Below are 14,053 nucleotides of genomic sequence, written 5' to 3'. Positions count from 1 at the left end.
TCAGGACCAGTCGTGGCGCGGTGGTTTGACGCCGTTGAGCAGCCAGTTGCCGACCACGTGGTATTTCCAGCGCACCGGGTCATGCAGGGTGTGGACCCGAGCATTGCGCCAGTGGCGGTCGAAGTTGTGCTTTTTCAGGGTCGAGCGGGTACCGCCGAGTTCGAACAGCTTGTTGCTGGCCTCGATGGCGATTTCGGTGGTCAGCACTTTGGCCTTGGCCACGGCCAGCGAGGCCAGCGCGACGTTGTCTTCATCAGGCGCCGGACGTGCGGCGTCGAGCGCCCAGCCGGCGCGTTCAAGCAAGGCTTCGGCGGCTTCCAGACGGATTTCCAGCGCGCCGATCTGAATGATGGTCAGCGGATCTTCGCTGGCCTTGTCCACACCTGCATCGATCCATGGCCGCGCAAACTGGCGGACGAATTCCACGGTGTCGCGCAGCGCCGCCCGGGCAATGCCGGCGTCGATGGCGGCGGTGGTCAACTGGGCGAACGGCCCGGCCAGGGTCGGGCTCTCGTAGGAACGGTACGTCGGAAACAGATTGAAGGGCGCCACTTGCAGATTTTCCGCCAGCACCGTGCCGCTGGAAGTAGTGCGCTGACCGATGCTGTCCCAGTCGTCGACGATCACCAGCCCTTTCGTACCGCGCTCGACGAAGGCCAACTGGCCCTTCTGCTCTTCATCCAGCGCCAGCACCGCCAGCCAGTGGGCGTAGAGCGAACCGGTGCAGTAGCCCTTGCGGCCGTTGATCACGAAGCCGTCGCCATAACGGCGGAGGGTCGCCTGAATGTCCTGCACGTTCTTGCCGCCGGTTTCCGACAGCGCATTGGCGAAGCGATGACCTTGCAGCGCCAGCTCAAAGAAATGCGCCTGCTGGGCCGGAGTGCCTTGCAGGCGGATGTCTTCGAGCAGGCAGTAATGGTTTTGCGGAATCTGCCCGAGGGACGGATCGGCGGCGGAAATGATCGCGATCACCTGCGCCAGCACCGCAAGGGACACCTGCGCGCCACCGTACTCCTTCGGCACGGTGATGCCCCACAGGCCACTGTTGGAATACAGGTCGACGATCTCGGCGGGCACTTCGCGGCTGCGGTCACGCTCGGCGGCATGTTCCTGCAAGACGGCGGCGACCTGCGCGGCCACGCGCAAGGCTTCGGCGTCGTCGGCGATCCGGTGGGCGGCTGGCGTGTTGATCGGATAAACGGCAGATTCAGACATGGATGACTCTCGGTATCGGTGTTGTACCGGGTCATTGCAGCTTCTGTGCCTGACTGACAGGCCTTGTTTTTCGCGGGTTACAGCGGACTTTCAGGGTATCTGACGATGAAAACCCGCGCATTCTGCTGCTTCACTGTCGATGGCTGAACAGTGCGGTGGCTGCTCGTCGGCTACTCGGCCATGGCGGCGGCACGGATCTATAGTTGAGCGACCGGCAACCCCGGCGAAGGCACACCTTCAACCTCTAATAAAAACCAGGCAACAAATAACAGGGAGTACCGCCATGAGCGTCAAACCCATTCCCGAGGGGTACCACAGCATTACCCCGTACCTCGGCATTCACAAAGCTGCCGAAGCCATCGACTTCTATAAAAAGGCGTTCGGTGCCACCGAAGTCATGCGCCTGAGCATGCCCGACGGCGGCATCGGCCACGCCGAACTGCGCATCGGCGACAGCGCGATCATGCTCGGCTCGCCGTGCGATCAAGGTCCGTTGAGCAATCCGGACAAAGCCGTGTCCGTCGGTTTGCATCTGTACGTGACCGATGTCGACAAATCCTTTCAGCGTGCGCTGGAGGCCGGCGCCACCTCGGTGTCCGAGGTCAAGGATCAGTTCTACGGCGACCGCAGCGGGACGTTGAAAGATCCGTACGGGCATCTGTGGTTCCTGGCCACGCGCAAGGAGGATCTGACCCAGGCGCAGATCGAGCAGCGGGCGAAGGAGATGTTTCAGCAGGGTTAGCAACGCCGAGTGTCCATTCCCGCGCAGCGCGCGGGGATGGGCGAACACGATTCATGAACCGTCGAACCACGCTTCACGTCTTGTCATGAACGCCCGGCGATTTCAGGATGCAGGCCACTCGCCTGAATAAAGGATCACCCGATGTTTGCCGGATTCGTCAAAGATCAGCGCCACGTCAACGGTGTGGACATCAGCTACCGCATCAAAGGCAGCGGCCCGGGCCTGCTGCTGTTGCACGGGCACCCGCAGACCCACGTCATCTGGCACAAGATCGCCGAGCAACTGGCGGAGCACTTCACGGTGATCGCCGCCGACCTGCGCGGTTATGGCGACAGCAGTCGCCCGCCGGCCGATGAGGCTCACCTCAATTACTCGAAACGCGAGATGGCCCGCGACGGCGTGGAATTGATGAAGGCGTTGGGTTTCGAGCAGTTCTCGATCCTTGCCCACGACCGTGGCGCGCGGGTTGCCCATCGCCTGGCGCTCGATCATCCCGCGGTTGTGCAGCGCATGGTCCTGCTCGACATCGCGCCAACGCTGGCGATGTACAGCCAGACCAATGAAGCCTTCGCCCGGGCCTACTGGCACTGGTTCTTCCTGATCCGCCCGGCACCGTTGCCGGAAACCCTGATCGAAGCCGATCCTGAAGGTTACCTGCGCAGTGTCATGGGCAGCCGTAGCGCCGGGCTCGCACCCTTCACCGACGAGGCCTTCAGCGAATACCGGCGTTGCCTGGAACGTCCCGGCAGTGCTCGGGGGATCTGCGAGGACTACCGCGCCAGTGCCGGCATCGACCTGGAACATGATCGCGCCGATCTCGCGGCCGGTCGTCACCTGAACCTGCCTTTGCTGGTGCTGTGGGGCGCCGAGGGCACTGTCGGTCGCTGCTTCGATCCACTCAAGGAATGGCAACAGGTTGCCACCGACGTACGGGGCAAGGCTTTGCCGGCCGGGCATTACCTCGCCGAAGAAGTCCCTGAACTGTTACTGACCGAAGCGCTCGACTTTCTCCGCTGATTCCCCTCCTTCAATCCGACGGCATGTGCCGTCGGACTGCTTCGCCTCCCCCGCAGAAATCTGCCCACGCGACAGCAACATGCAATCGCGAAACATTTACTTTCATATCGTTTATCGGGATTTGCTTCGGTCATCCGTCTTATAGAGATGCGGGCCGGTCGCGTAGGCAAAAGCCACGACCGGCCTTTCAGGGGACTCCCGTGCTGCGAAGCCCGTAGTACCGCTCCCTCTCACTGAATCAAGACCCGTCATCATGTCGAAGAAATCCCGCTCGAAACTGTGGTTCCTGGTACACAGCTGGCTGGCGTTGCCGATCTGGTTTTTCGTTCTGATCGTCTGCGTCACCGGCACCCTGGCGGTGGTCAGCCAGGAAATCGTCTGGCTGGCCAACCCGCAGATGCGCGCCAGCGCCCCTTCGGACGACGCACCATTGCTCAGCTATGATCAGGTCCTGGCCGCGATCAAGAAGGCCGAACCGCAGACAGTGGTGCAAAGCATCAGTCGTCCGGACGAATCGCACTTTGCCCTCGACGTCGAGGTCAGCTACCCCGACGGGCGTTCGCTGACGGTCTACGTCAACCCGTACACCGGCGTCATCCAGGGCCCCGCGCCAACCTTCAACTTCAAGGCGTTCACCCGCGCACTGCATGGCTGGTGGCTGGTGCCGTTCACCAACGGCTTCAGTTGGGGCTGGTACCTGGTGTCGTTCCTCGGCCTGCCGATGCTCGCTTCGCTGGTGACCGGGCTGGTGGTGTACAAGCGCTTCTGGAAAGGCTTTTTCCGCCCGACCCTGCGCATTCGTCACGGTGCGCGGATTTTCTGGGGCGACTTTCACCGCCTCAGCGGCATCTGGTCGATCTGGTTCATCGCGGTGATTTCCATTACCGGCGTGTGGTTCCTGATCCGCGCCCTGCTGTTCGATTTCCAGATTTCCATTTCCAGCGAGCCGGTCATCCCGGCGATGTCCCGGGAAAGTGTGCCGATCTCCGCCGACGGCACACCTCCACCGCGGATCAGTCTCGACTCGGCCATCGAGATCGCTCAACAAAAGATCCCGGGGCTGGAAGCCAGTTTCGTCAGCCTGCCCGGCAACGCCTACAGCCACATGAGTGTCGGTGGTCGTGGCTGGTATCCGCTGATGTTCCAGACCGCCACGCTCAATCCTTACAACGGTGACATTGCCGCCTCGCGCCTGCTGTCCGACCGCTCCGCCCTGGAGTTCGTCACCGAATCGATGCGTCCGCTGCACACCGGCGATTTCGGCGGAATCTGGATCAAGCTGATCTGGTTCTTCTTCGGCCTGCTGCTGAGCATGATGGTTCTCAGCGGCCTGCTGATCTGGACCAAGCGCACCGCCCTGGCCACGCTCAACGCACTCAAGCGCGAAGACAAGAGAAACCGCAAGGTCGCGTCACGATCGACGTCCCGACATGAACCTTCGGAGGTGCGTCCGTGAGCCACATTGGAATAACACCAACGTCGCGCCTGAACCGGTTCTGGCACAAATGGCGTTTCCACCTCAATGTCCTGTTATTGCTGATCCCGCTCGGCTTCATGCCCAAATACTTCGCCGATGCTTCGCTGTTTCGCGGTGACAGCGGACTGGGTGAACGGGAGATCGGCGAAATCCAGGTCGGTCCCTGGAGCCTGCGACTGGCCGAACTGCGTAATCAGGCACCGACCCTGACCGGCCCGGCCGGCTACATGAAAGATTTCAGCGCCGCCCTCTGCGACGCCTGTGTCGACCACGTCAAGGCGACGTACCTGCGCATCGGCAAACCTCGCAGCCTGCGCGCGGCCGGGGTGATTTTCTTCGGCACGCCGTACCGCATGGGTACCCAGTTGCCGGTTCCGGAAAAGACCGCTGCCGACGCCGAACTGTGGATCACCATGGAAGGCTGGGACGGCAGCATGCACCAAGCCTCGATTCCGCTGAGCCAGGCCTCGCCTGCCACCCTCGCCTGGCTGAACAAACAAGGAGCCAAACCATGAGTCATGCCCAACGCCCCTTCCGCTTGCTCCTGAGCAATACCTTGCTGGTGCTGACTGCCGGTTTCAGCGCCGGCGTCCTGGCCCATAACCCGATGTGCGAGTGCAAGGCCATCGATGCCGAGCAGATCAAGTGCACCGGCGGTTTCTCCGACGGCAGCGGCGCGCCGGGGGTGACCCTCGATGTGATCGGCTACGACGAAACCATCCTGGTGCCGGGCAAGCTCGGCGCCGACTCGACCCTGACCTTCAAGAAACCCGGCGCCGAGTTCTACGTGCTGTTCGACGCCGGCCCTGGCCACGTGGTCGAAATCGACCAAGCGGATATCGAAGCCCCATGACCACGCCGACCACCCAGGTTGTCCGCCCGGCCGGTGCCGGGCACGAAACCCTCAATGTGCTGCTGATGTGCCTGCTGATTATCGCGGTTGCCGGCTCGGTAGTGACATGGCGCGGCGTTTCCCGCGAACCGGAGCCGGTTTCAAGCCATCAACTGGACGCCCGTCGCGACCTTGGCGCCAGCGAGCAGGGCATCTATGCGGATCTGCGCGTGACCCTCGACGAGATCCGCCTGCTGCGTGAAGAACAGCAAACGCTGCCAAGCCCGCAGAACCTGGCCGATGAAGGTTTTGCACCGTTCGCCCAGGACGCCAGCTCGGTCAGTCGAGGCGGTCACGCCTGGCAGTTGCTGGCGGACCGCGCCTACTTCGGCCACAGCCAGGCACCAGCCGTGGCCGGTTCGTTTCTGATGCGCCTGAACGACGCCGCGCCGGACATCTGGCTCAACCGCGCCACCGACCTGCAAGCGCCGAAAGACCTGTCAGACGCAGCGCTGACCGCTGCCGGATGGAAACAGATCGTCGCGCAATTCGATGCCGGGGTGACCCGCGAACATCGCCATTGAACCCTCGCCTTTACCGAGAGAAGACCGCTTGCCCATGCCTAGTTCATCTCAACGCCGTCCTTTCCTGCGCCTGCTGCTGATCGGTCTGTGCGCCTGCCTGCTGAGCCCGCTGGCCAGCGCCGATCATGCCAAGCGCCTGCGCATCGGCATCACCCTGCATCCGTATTACAGCTATGTGGCGAACATCGTCGGCGACAAGGCCGAGGTCGTGCCGCTGATTCCCGCCGGCTTCAACCCGCACGCCTACGAGCCGCGCGCCGAAGACATCAAGCGCATCAGCGGGCTGGATGTGATCGTGCTCAACGGCGTTGGCCATGACGACTTCGCCGATCGCATGATCGCCGCCAGCGAAACGCCGAACATCAAGACCATCGAAGCCAACGAAAACGTGCCGTTGCTGGCCGCCACCGGGGTTGCCGCGCGCGGTGCCGGCAAAGTGGTGAACCCGCACACCTTCCTTTCGATCAGCGCCTCGATTGCCCAGGTCAACAACATCGCCCGTGAGCTGGGCAAGCTCGACCCGGACAATGCCAAGGCTTACACCCAGAACGCCCGCGCCTACGGCAAACGCCTGCGGCAGATGCGCGCCGACGCCCTGGCCAAGCTGACCCAGGCGCCGAACGCCGAACTGCGAGTGGCCACGGTGCACGCCGCTTATGACTACCTGCTGCGTGAATTCGGCCTGGAAGTCACCGCGGTGGTCGAGCCGGCCCACGGCATCGAGCCAAGCCCGAGCCAGTTGAAGAAAACCATCGACCAACTGCGCGAGCTGGACGTGAAAGTGATCTTCTCCGAGATGGATTTCCCGTCCACCTACGTCGAAACCATCCAGCGTGAATCCGGTGTGAAGCTGTACCCGCTGTCGCACATTTCCTATGGCGAGTACACCGCCGACAAGTACGAAAAGGAAATGACCGGCAACCTCAACACCGTAGTGCGGGCGATTCAGGAGTCCGGCGCATGACGGCTCAGGAAAACCTCTCAATCACCCTTAACGGCCCGACCCTGGATTTCGCCGACGTCAGCCTGACTCTTGGGCGCACGACGATTCTGGACAAAGTCTCCTTCCAGGTGCAGCCCGGCAGCGTGCATGCGCTGGTCGGCCCCAACGGCGGCGGCAAGAGTTCGCTGATCAAGACCCTGCTCGGGCAGATGCCCCATCAGGGCCGGCTCAGTCTGCAATGGCCCGGCGAGCCCGGCACCATCGGTTACGTGCCGCAGGCGCTGGAATTCGATCGGGGCCTGCCGATGACCGTCGACGACTTCATGGCTGCCATGTGTCAGCGGCGCCCGGCCTTTCTCGGCCTGAGCAAACGCTACGCCGGCGCCATCGGTGATGCGCTGGAGCGGGTCGGCATGCAGGACAAGCGCAAGCGCCGGATGGGTGCGCTGTCCGGTGGCGAACGCCAGCGGGTACTGCTTGCCCAAGGCCTGATTCCGGCGCCGCAATTGCTGGTGCTGGATGAACCGATGTCGGCCCTCGACGAAGCCGGGATCCAGGTGTTCGAACGTTTGCTCGGTGACTGGCGTGCGGCGGGCATCACCGTGCTGTGGATCGAGCACGATCTAGAAGCGGTCGGGCGTCTGGCCAATCGCGTCACCGGCCTCAACCGCCGGGTGCTGTTCGACGCCACGCCGCAACAGGCCCTGACTCCGGAGCGCCTGCTGACCCTGTTCTCGACCCATCCACGGAGCGCTGCCTGATGAGTTACGAAGCCTTTCGTTTGACGGTGCAAGGCTGGGCCTCATCCGGTTACCTGCCGGAAGCCCTGGCCTATGGATTTGTGGTCAATGCCTTGCTCGCCGGTCTGCTGATCGGCCCGGTACTGGGTGGCCTCGGCACGCTGGTGGTGGTCAAGCGCTTCGCGTTTTTCTCCGAGGCGGTCGGCCACGCGGCACTGACCGGGGTGGCCATCGGCATTCTGCTCGGCGAACCCTACACCGGGCCTTACGGCAGCCTGTTCGGCTACTGCCTGTTGTTCGGGATTTTGCTCAATTACCTGCGCAACCGTACCGGGCTGGCCCCGGACACATTGATTGGCGTATTCCTGTCGGTGTCTCTCGCTCTGGGTGCCAGCCTGCTGCTGATTCTGGCAGGCAAGATCAACGTGCACATTCTGGAAAACGTGCTGTTCGGCTCGGTGCTGACGGTCAACGGTAACGACCTGCTGGTGCTGGCGATTGTCGGTTCACTGGTCATGGCGCTGGCCCTACCGCTGTACAACCGGATCATGCTGGCCAGCTTCAACCCGCAACTGGCGGCGGTGCGCGGTGTCGCGGTGAAAACCCTGGATTACCTGTTCGTGATTCTGGTGACGCTGATCACCGTTGCCGCCGTGAAAGTCATCGGCGCGATTCTGGTCGGTGCGCTGCTGGTGATTCCGGCGGCGGCGGCTCGTTTGCTCAGCCAGTCGCTCAAGGGCTTTTTCTGGTGTTCGGTGCTGATCGCCACGGTCAGCACGCTGTGCGGGATTCTTGCGCCGATCGTGTTCGACCTGCCGATTCCGTCCGGCGCCGCGATCATTCTGGTCGCCGGTATCGCCTTCGCCCTCGCCGCAATTGCCCGGGGCGTCGTCCCCAGTCTGAAAGGGAACCTTGGATAAATGGCTTTTTCATTACGACAACTTGCTCTGGCCATCGCCCTAAGCGGCGTGGTTTCGAGCCCTCTGCTGGCTTCCGAGAAACCATTGCGGGTGCTGGCCTCGCTGCCGATCACTTATGGTCTGGGCGAAGTCCTGATCAAAGGCACCGACATCAGCCTCGAACGCGCAGCACCGGCCAACCTGCCAGGCAGCCGCCAGACCGCCTACTTCACCGGTCGCGGCGCCCCGGCGCTGAGCAAACTGGCCACTGGCGCCGATGCCGTGATCGGCGTGCGCTCGCTGTGGGCCGATGACCCGCTGTATCCGATCGCCCGCCGCAGCAACATCCGCATCGTCGAAGTCGATGCTGCCCGCCCGGTGGACGGCGCCCTGCCCGGCATTGCCGTGCAACCGGGGCTCAAGGTCGACGGCCTGAACAGTCAGCCGTGGCTGGCGAGCAACAACATGGGGCGTATGGCTGACGTGATGGCGGCGGATCTGGTGCGCCTGGCACCGAAGGACAAACCGAAGATCGAGGCCAATCTGGCGGCGCTGAAACAGCGTCTGCTGAAACTCAGTGCCGACAGCGAAGCGCGTCTGGCCCGTGCCGACAACCTGAGCGTGATGAGCCTGAGCGATCACTTCGGTTACCTGATCGGCAGCCTCAATCTGGAGTTGATCGGACAGGACGCTCGACCGGATGCAGAATGGACGCCGGAGGAGCTGAAAAAACTGACCGCGACTTTGAAAGACAACGACGTAGCAGTGGTGCTGCACCATCGCCAGCCTTCGGATGCGGTGAAAGCGGCGATTGCCGAATCGGGCAGTCAACTGCTGGTGCTGAGCACCGATGCAGCGGATCCGGTGGCAGAGCTGGAAGGCAATGTGGATGTGCTGCTCAAGGGCTTGAGCGGCGCCTGAGGTTCAGCGATCGTTCCCACGCTCTGCGTGGGAACGATCGAATGCCGGACATGAAAAAACCCGCTGACTGATTCCAGTCCAGCGGGTTTCTTTTTGTCCGGCGCCTTACTGGGCAGCCGCTTGCGCTTCCATCTTCTGGCGCAGGCTCAGAGGACGCATGTCGGTCCAGACTTCTTCGATGTAGGCCAGACATTCCTTCTTCAGGCCGCTCTTGCCAACGGTGCGCCAGCCTTGCGGCACGGCCTTGTAGTCCGGCCAGATCGAGTACTGCTCTTCGTGGTTGACCACGACTTGAAAGAGGATGTCCTCGCGGTCGAATACTGACGTCATGCTGTGTCTCCATCGCTGTAAGGGTGGGCTGCACGACGGTGCAGCCGGGTATGTAGAAAGAACGTTCGACGCGGCGAAAAATTTACAGGCCGGCGGTCGCGGCGCTCAACGCACGGCCGAAGATCTCGGCGACGCGGTCGATTTCCGCGGCGGTGATCACCAGCGGCGGCAGGAATCGCACCACCGCACCATGCCGCCCGCCCAGCTCCAGAATCAGCCCACGCTTGAGACATTCGCGCTGAACCAGCGGCGCCAGACGTGCGAAGGTCGGTGGATGCCCCAGCGCATCCGGTGCGCCGTTCGGATCGACCAGTTCGACACCGAGCATCAGGCCACGACCACGAATGTCGCCCAGTTGCGGGAAATCGCGCTGCAAAATGCGCAGGTGTTCGCTCAGGCGTTCGCCCATGGCGGCAACGTGTTCGCAGACCTTGTGCTCGACCAGGTAACGCATCACCGCGGAGCCGGCGGCCATCGCCATCTGGTTGCCACGGAACGTACCGGCGTGAGCGCCCGGTTGCCAGGTGTCGAGCCAGTCGCGATAAACCACCACGGCCAGCGGCAGGCTGCCGCCAATGGCCTTGGACAGCACCACCACATCCGGCGTGATGCCGGCGTGTTCGAAGGCAAACATCTTGCCGGTGCGGGCGAAACCGCTCTGGATTTCGTCGACGATCAGTGCAACACCGGCCTTTTCGGTGATGCGGCGCAAACCACGCAGCCACTCGATGTCCGCCGGGATCACGCCGCCCTCGCCCTGCACCGCTTCGACGATCACCGCTGCCGGCAATTGCACGCCAGCCTCTGGATCATTGAGCAGGTTTTCCAGGTAGCTCAGGTTGGCTTTCACACCGGCCGCGCCACCGAGGCCGAACGGGCAACGGTAGTCGTAAGGGAACGGCATGAATTGCACGCCGTTGCTGAGCAATGCGCCCAACGGTTTTTTCGGCCCCAGGCTGCCCATCAGGCTCAAGGCGCCCTGGCTCATGCCGTGGTAACCGCCGGAGAACGACAGCACGGTGCTGCGCCCGGTGGCGGTGCGCACCAGTTTCAGCGCGGCTTCCACGGCGTCGGTGCCGGTCGGGCCGCAGAACTGGATTTTCGCTTCCTTGGCCAATGCCGGAGGCAGCAGGCCGAACAGGTCCTGCACGAACTGGTCTTTCACCGGCGTGGTCAGATCCAGGGTGTGCAGTGGCAACTCATCGGCCAGTACCTGCTGAATGGCCTCGATCACTACCGGATGGTTATGCCCCAGCGCGAGGGTGCCGGCGCCGGCCAGGCAATCGATGAAGCTGCGGCCCTCGACGTCTTCGACGTACAGGCCTTTGGCGCGCTTGAGCGCCAGGGGAATCCGGCGCGGGTAGCTGCGAGCATTGGATTCCTGCTGGCTCTGACGGGCCAGCAACGGCGACTCATTGAACTGATACAGCGTTTCAGCCGACGCGGAGGCGATCCGGGCCGACGGCTCTTCGATAAGGCTGGTGGCGACTGACATCTTTCGACCCCTCAATACGCTATGGATAGTGACCAAAACTGCACACCGGGCAGGTGCGCGTTCCGGTCGCGGGGCGCACATGCAGGTTTTCCTGTTCTGGAAACGCACCAGCGTGTCGAGGATTTACACCCTTGATCGAATGTCAGGCCGACAATGCCAGCGCCTTGTGCATCGGCAGGGCCAAAATGCCGTGATGTGCAAAGGGAGACGCCGCTTCGCGATAACCCAGACGCCGATAGAACGCCTCGCCGGTTCGCGTGCTGGCGAGCCTGACGCGAGGCTGGCCACGAATTCTCAACCAGCCTTCGAGATCGCCCATCAATGCGCGACCCGCACCGCGACGAAACCACTCCGGCTGCACATGACAGAACGTGATCTCGCCATTGGCCGCGGCCATGCCGACGCCGACCGGTTTGTCCTGCAACAGCGCAATATTCAGATAATGACGGGGATCGGCGAGCCACGCGCTGATGTGCTCCGCCGATTGTCGGCGGACCCAGCGATCGACCAGTTGTGGATCGTTGCGATGGTCAAGCGCGCAACCGACGCGGATCGAGCGTTCGAGAATCCGGCTGATGACGCCGGCGTCGGCAAGAGTGGCGGGACAGATGTGAATGGGTGCTTCCATGGCGCTGTTTCCCTCAATCCATTGAGTCAAAGGCTGGGGCGACAATAACGTCGCGGCCGGCGGATGACTAATGGAGAGAGGTTACATTTGATGTGCCCGGCAAACTGTCAGACCGGTTGCAGCGGCATGCTCAGCTCGACCCGCAAACCATCCGGACGGCTGTCGAAATGCAGGGTGCAGGCGCAGCGCTGAACGATCGCCTGGACAATCGCCAGCCCCAGTCCGCAGCCGGTGCTCTGGCCGTTGCGCCAGAAGCGTTGGGTCAGGTGTTGCAGATCGTCCGGGGCAATCCCCGGCCCATGGTCGCGCACCACGAAACGCACGCGATTGGCGGTAGTTTCCAGGCTCAGATCCACCGCGCCGTCCGTCGGCGTATGACGCAGGGCATTGTCAAGCAGATTGCGCAGGGCCGCGATCGACAGCACGGCCGGCATTTGCAGTGGAGCTTCGGACAAACGCTCGGGCAGGTGCAGTCTTATCCGCTGGCGCTGGTCGCCGGCCGAGTCCTGGATCGCCAGTTTCGCTACCTGCTCGGCGCTGCACTGCACACCGTCGTCGAACGACAGACTGCCTTCGACCCGCGCCAGCAACAGTAACTGCTCAAGGGTCCGATGCAGGCGGTCGGCACCCTCCTCGGCCCGGGCCAGAGACTGATCGCGGGCGCTGCCATCGGTCATGCGCGCCACTTGCAGGTGGGTCTTGATCGCCGTCAGCGGGCTGCGCAGTTCGTGGGCGGCATCGCCGGTCAGGCGACGCTCGCGCTCGATGGTCTTGCCGATGCGCTGGAACAGCTGATTCTGGGTTTCCAGCAGCGGTTTCAGTTCGCTGGGGAATGACTGCAACTGCAACGGCTCCAGCGAGTCGGCATTGCGGCGCATCAAGGCTTCGCGCAAGCGATTCAACGGTGCCAGACCCTGACCGATCCCCAGCCACAACAGGCACAGGCAGCCAAGCAACGCCACGCCGACCGGCACCGAGGCCGCCAGCAGAATCGACATGTTCAGGGCTTCACGCTCGATCACCCGGTCGGCGGTGGTGATCCGCACATCGCCCCGAGCCAGGGTGAAGCTGCGCCATGGGGCACCGTCGATCATTTGATCGTGGAAGCCCATCTTCTGGGCTTCCAGCGCCTGTTCCGGGTTGTTGTGGCTGCGGGCGAGGATTTCCCCGCGCAACGAGCTGACCTGACAGGCCATGCCGCCGGGAATGTTCAGTTGCTCGGCGCTGAAATGAGTGCCCTCGCCTTTGCTCGGGACAGCCGGCAATTGTTCCAGCAACCCGGCGACCATCCGCGCCGACGCCACCAGGCGCTGGTCGAGGGAAAACATCATCTGGTTGCGCAGGTCGCTGAGCATCCAGGCGGCCGCCAATGCCCAGATCAGCGCGAATGCGGCGCCGAGGGTCAGGCTCAGGCGCAGGCGCAGGCTCATCACTTGTCGGGTTCTCCGCCATCGGCCGGGCCCAGGCGATAGCCCAGACCGCGTACGGTTTCGACGATGCCTTTGCCCAGCTTGCTGCGCAGGTGATGGATGTGCACGTTGAGCGCGTTGCTCTCCAGTTCATCGTTGAAACCATAGACGCTGTCCTTCAACTGCTCGGTGGACAGCACCCGGCCACGGTTGTGCAGCAAGGCTTGCAACAACGACTGCTCGCGCCGCGACAGATCCACCGGACGCCCCGCCAGGGTGGTTTCGCGACTGCTCGGATCGTAAGTCAGCGCGCCGTGTTCGATCAGATTGACACTGCGTCCGGCCACCCGGCGCAGCAGGGTTTGCAGGCGGGCGAACAACTCGCGCAGGTCGAATGGCTTGAGCAGGTAGTCGTCGGCACCGGACTGAAGACCGTCGACACGATCGGTAACCGAATCCCGCGCAGTCAGGATCAGGACCGGAATCTCCAGGCCTTGCTGACGCAGTTGTTGCAGCAACTTGAGGCCATCTTCGTCCGGCAGGCCGAGATCGAGCACCATCACGTCGAATTCGGCAACCTTGAGGATCGCCCGTGCCTTGGAGGCGGTGTTGACGTGCTCGACGGTCAGGCCCTGCGCCGTCAGCCCGGCGACGATCCCGCTGGCGATCAACTCATCGTCTTCGCAAACCAGTACGTGCATGGTGAATCCCGTGGAAAAGTGCTGATTAGGCCGCTGGCCGATTAAGCCGACATTATGCCCCGAACGCCACCGCGACAAGGGCGTCGCGGTTAATCATCGGTTAATCGCCGCCGCCCATTG

General features: G+C 62.9%; 16 protein-coding genes. 10 read left to right on the top strand and 6 right to left on the bottom strand.

From position 1 onward, the window contains the following. Window positions 1–1,215 (bottom strand): SfnB family sulfur acquisition oxidoreductase, encoded by a 1,215-nt coding sequence (locus tag BMZ46_RS04245; protein ID WP_074687910.1) that lies wholly within the window; start codon window positions 1,213–1,215, stop codon window positions 1–3. Window positions 1,216–1,498: 283 nt separating this feature from the next. Between BMZ46_RS04245 and BMZ46_RS04240 the strand changes: the two genes are divergently transcribed. The 10 genes from BMZ46_RS04240 to BMZ46_RS04195 all read left to right on the top strand — a co-directional run bounded on the left by BMZ46_RS04240 (window position 1,499) and on the right by BMZ46_RS04195 (window position 9,370). Continuing rightward, window positions 1,499–1,957: a VOC family protein gene (locus tag BMZ46_RS04240; RefSeq protein WP_074687912.1), complete on the top strand. Its 459-nt coding sequence runs from the start codon at window positions 1,499–1,501 to the stop codon at window positions 1,955–1,957. Window positions 1,958–2,098: 141 nt separating this feature from the next. Continuing rightward, window positions 2,099–2,974 carry an alpha/beta fold hydrolase gene (locus tag BMZ46_RS04235; protein WP_074687914.1) on the top strand — a complete coding sequence of 292 codons (876 nt, stop codon included), beginning with the start codon at window positions 2,099–2,101 and terminating at the stop codon, window positions 2,972–2,974. Window positions 2,975–3,227: 253 nt separating this feature from the next. Beyond that, complete coding sequence (locus BMZ46_RS04230) at window positions 3,228–4,430, top strand: PepSY-associated TM helix domain-containing protein (protein WP_039770359.1); 1,203 nt, start codon at window positions 3,228–3,230, stop codon at window positions 4,428–4,430. Then, the gene (locus tag BMZ46_RS04225) at window positions 4,427–4,966 is read left to right on the top strand and encodes a thiamine pyrophosphate-binding protein (RefSeq protein WP_074687916.1); all 540 of its coding nucleotides are present in this window, start codon (window positions 4,427–4,429) and stop codon (window positions 4,964–4,966) included. The genes BMZ46_RS04230 and BMZ46_RS04225 overlap by 4 nt, the downstream gene beginning before the upstream one ends. Then, a complete protein-coding gene (locus tag BMZ46_RS04220; protein WP_039770363.1) occupies window positions 4,963–5,304 on the top strand; it encodes a hypothetical protein in 342 nt (113 codons plus the stop codon). Before BMZ46_RS04225 ends, BMZ46_RS04220 begins: the two co-directional genes overlap by 4 nt. Next, window positions 5,301–5,867, top strand: coding sequence for a DUF6162 family protein (locus BMZ46_RS04215; protein ID WP_074687918.1), 567 nt, complete (start codon window positions 5,301–5,303; stop codon window positions 5,865–5,867). The genes BMZ46_RS04220 and BMZ46_RS04215 overlap by 4 nt, the downstream gene beginning before the upstream one ends. A 34-nt stretch (window positions 5,868–5,901) precedes the next feature. Next, window positions 5,902–6,831: a metal ABC transporter substrate-binding protein gene (locus tag BMZ46_RS04210; protein WP_074687920.1), complete on the top strand. Its 930-nt coding sequence runs from the start codon at window positions 5,902–5,904 to the stop codon at window positions 6,829–6,831. Beyond that, a complete protein-coding gene (locus BMZ46_RS04205) occupies window positions 6,828–7,571 on the top strand; it encodes a metal ABC transporter ATP-binding protein (RefSeq protein WP_074687922.1) in 744 nt (247 codons plus the stop codon). Before BMZ46_RS04210 ends, BMZ46_RS04205 begins: the two co-directional genes overlap by 4 nt. Continuing rightward, window positions 7,571–8,470, top strand: coding sequence for a metal ABC transporter permease (locus BMZ46_RS04200; RefSeq protein ID WP_064598224.1), 900 nt, complete (start codon window positions 7,571–7,573; stop codon window positions 8,468–8,470). Before BMZ46_RS04205 ends, BMZ46_RS04200 begins: the two co-directional genes overlap by 1 nt. Then, on the top strand, window positions 8,471–9,370 hold the full coding sequence (locus BMZ46_RS04195) for a metal ABC transporter substrate-binding protein (RefSeq protein ID WP_039770373.1): 900 nt from the start codon (window positions 8,471–8,473) through the stop codon (window positions 9,368–9,370). A 105-nt stretch (window positions 9,371–9,475) separates the two neighbouring features. On the opposite strand, the gene BMZ46_RS04190 is transcribed toward BMZ46_RS04195, so the two are convergent. The 5 genes from BMZ46_RS04190 to BMZ46_RS04170 all read right to left on the bottom strand — a co-directional run bounded on the left by BMZ46_RS04190 (window position 9,476) and on the right by BMZ46_RS04170 (window position 13,933). Further along, window positions 9,476–9,700, bottom strand: coding sequence for an MbtH family protein (locus BMZ46_RS04190; RefSeq protein WP_038364139.1), 225 nt, complete (start codon window positions 9,698–9,700; stop codon window positions 9,476–9,478). Between the two features lie 82 nt (window positions 9,701–9,782). Continuing rightward, window positions 9,783–11,195 carry an aspartate aminotransferase family protein gene (locus BMZ46_RS04185; RefSeq protein WP_074687924.1) on the bottom strand — a complete coding sequence of 471 codons (1,413 nt, stop codon included), beginning with the start codon at window positions 11,193–11,195 and terminating at the stop codon, window positions 9,783–9,785. A gap of 142 nt (window positions 11,196–11,337) precedes the next feature. Beyond that, window positions 11,338–11,823 carry a GNAT family N-acetyltransferase gene (locus BMZ46_RS04180; protein ID WP_074687926.1) on the bottom strand — a complete coding sequence of 162 codons (486 nt, stop codon included), beginning with the start codon at window positions 11,821–11,823 and terminating at the stop codon, window positions 11,338–11,340. Window positions 11,824–11,930: 107 nt separating this feature from the next. Further along, window positions 11,931–13,253, bottom strand: a complete 1,323-nt coding sequence (locus tag BMZ46_RS04175; RefSeq protein ID WP_074687928.1) for an ATP-binding protein — start codon at window positions 13,251–13,253, stop codon at window positions 11,931–11,933. Continuing rightward, window positions 13,253–13,933 (bottom strand): response regulator, encoded by a 681-nt coding sequence (locus tag BMZ46_RS04170; RefSeq protein ID WP_011335250.1) that lies wholly within the window; start codon window positions 13,931–13,933, stop codon window positions 13,253–13,255. Before BMZ46_RS04170 ends, BMZ46_RS04175 begins: the two co-directional genes overlap by 1 nt. Window positions 13,934–14,053: the final 120 nt, after the last annotated feature.

The sequence above is a fragment of the Pseudomonas sp. NFIX49 genome (assembly GCF_900115915.1).
GTDB lineage: Bacteria > Pseudomonadota > Gammaproteobacteria > Pseudomonadales > Pseudomonadaceae > Aquipseudomonas > Aquipseudomonas pharyngis.
This window is presented reverse-complemented; position numbering and strand designations above follow the sequence as displayed.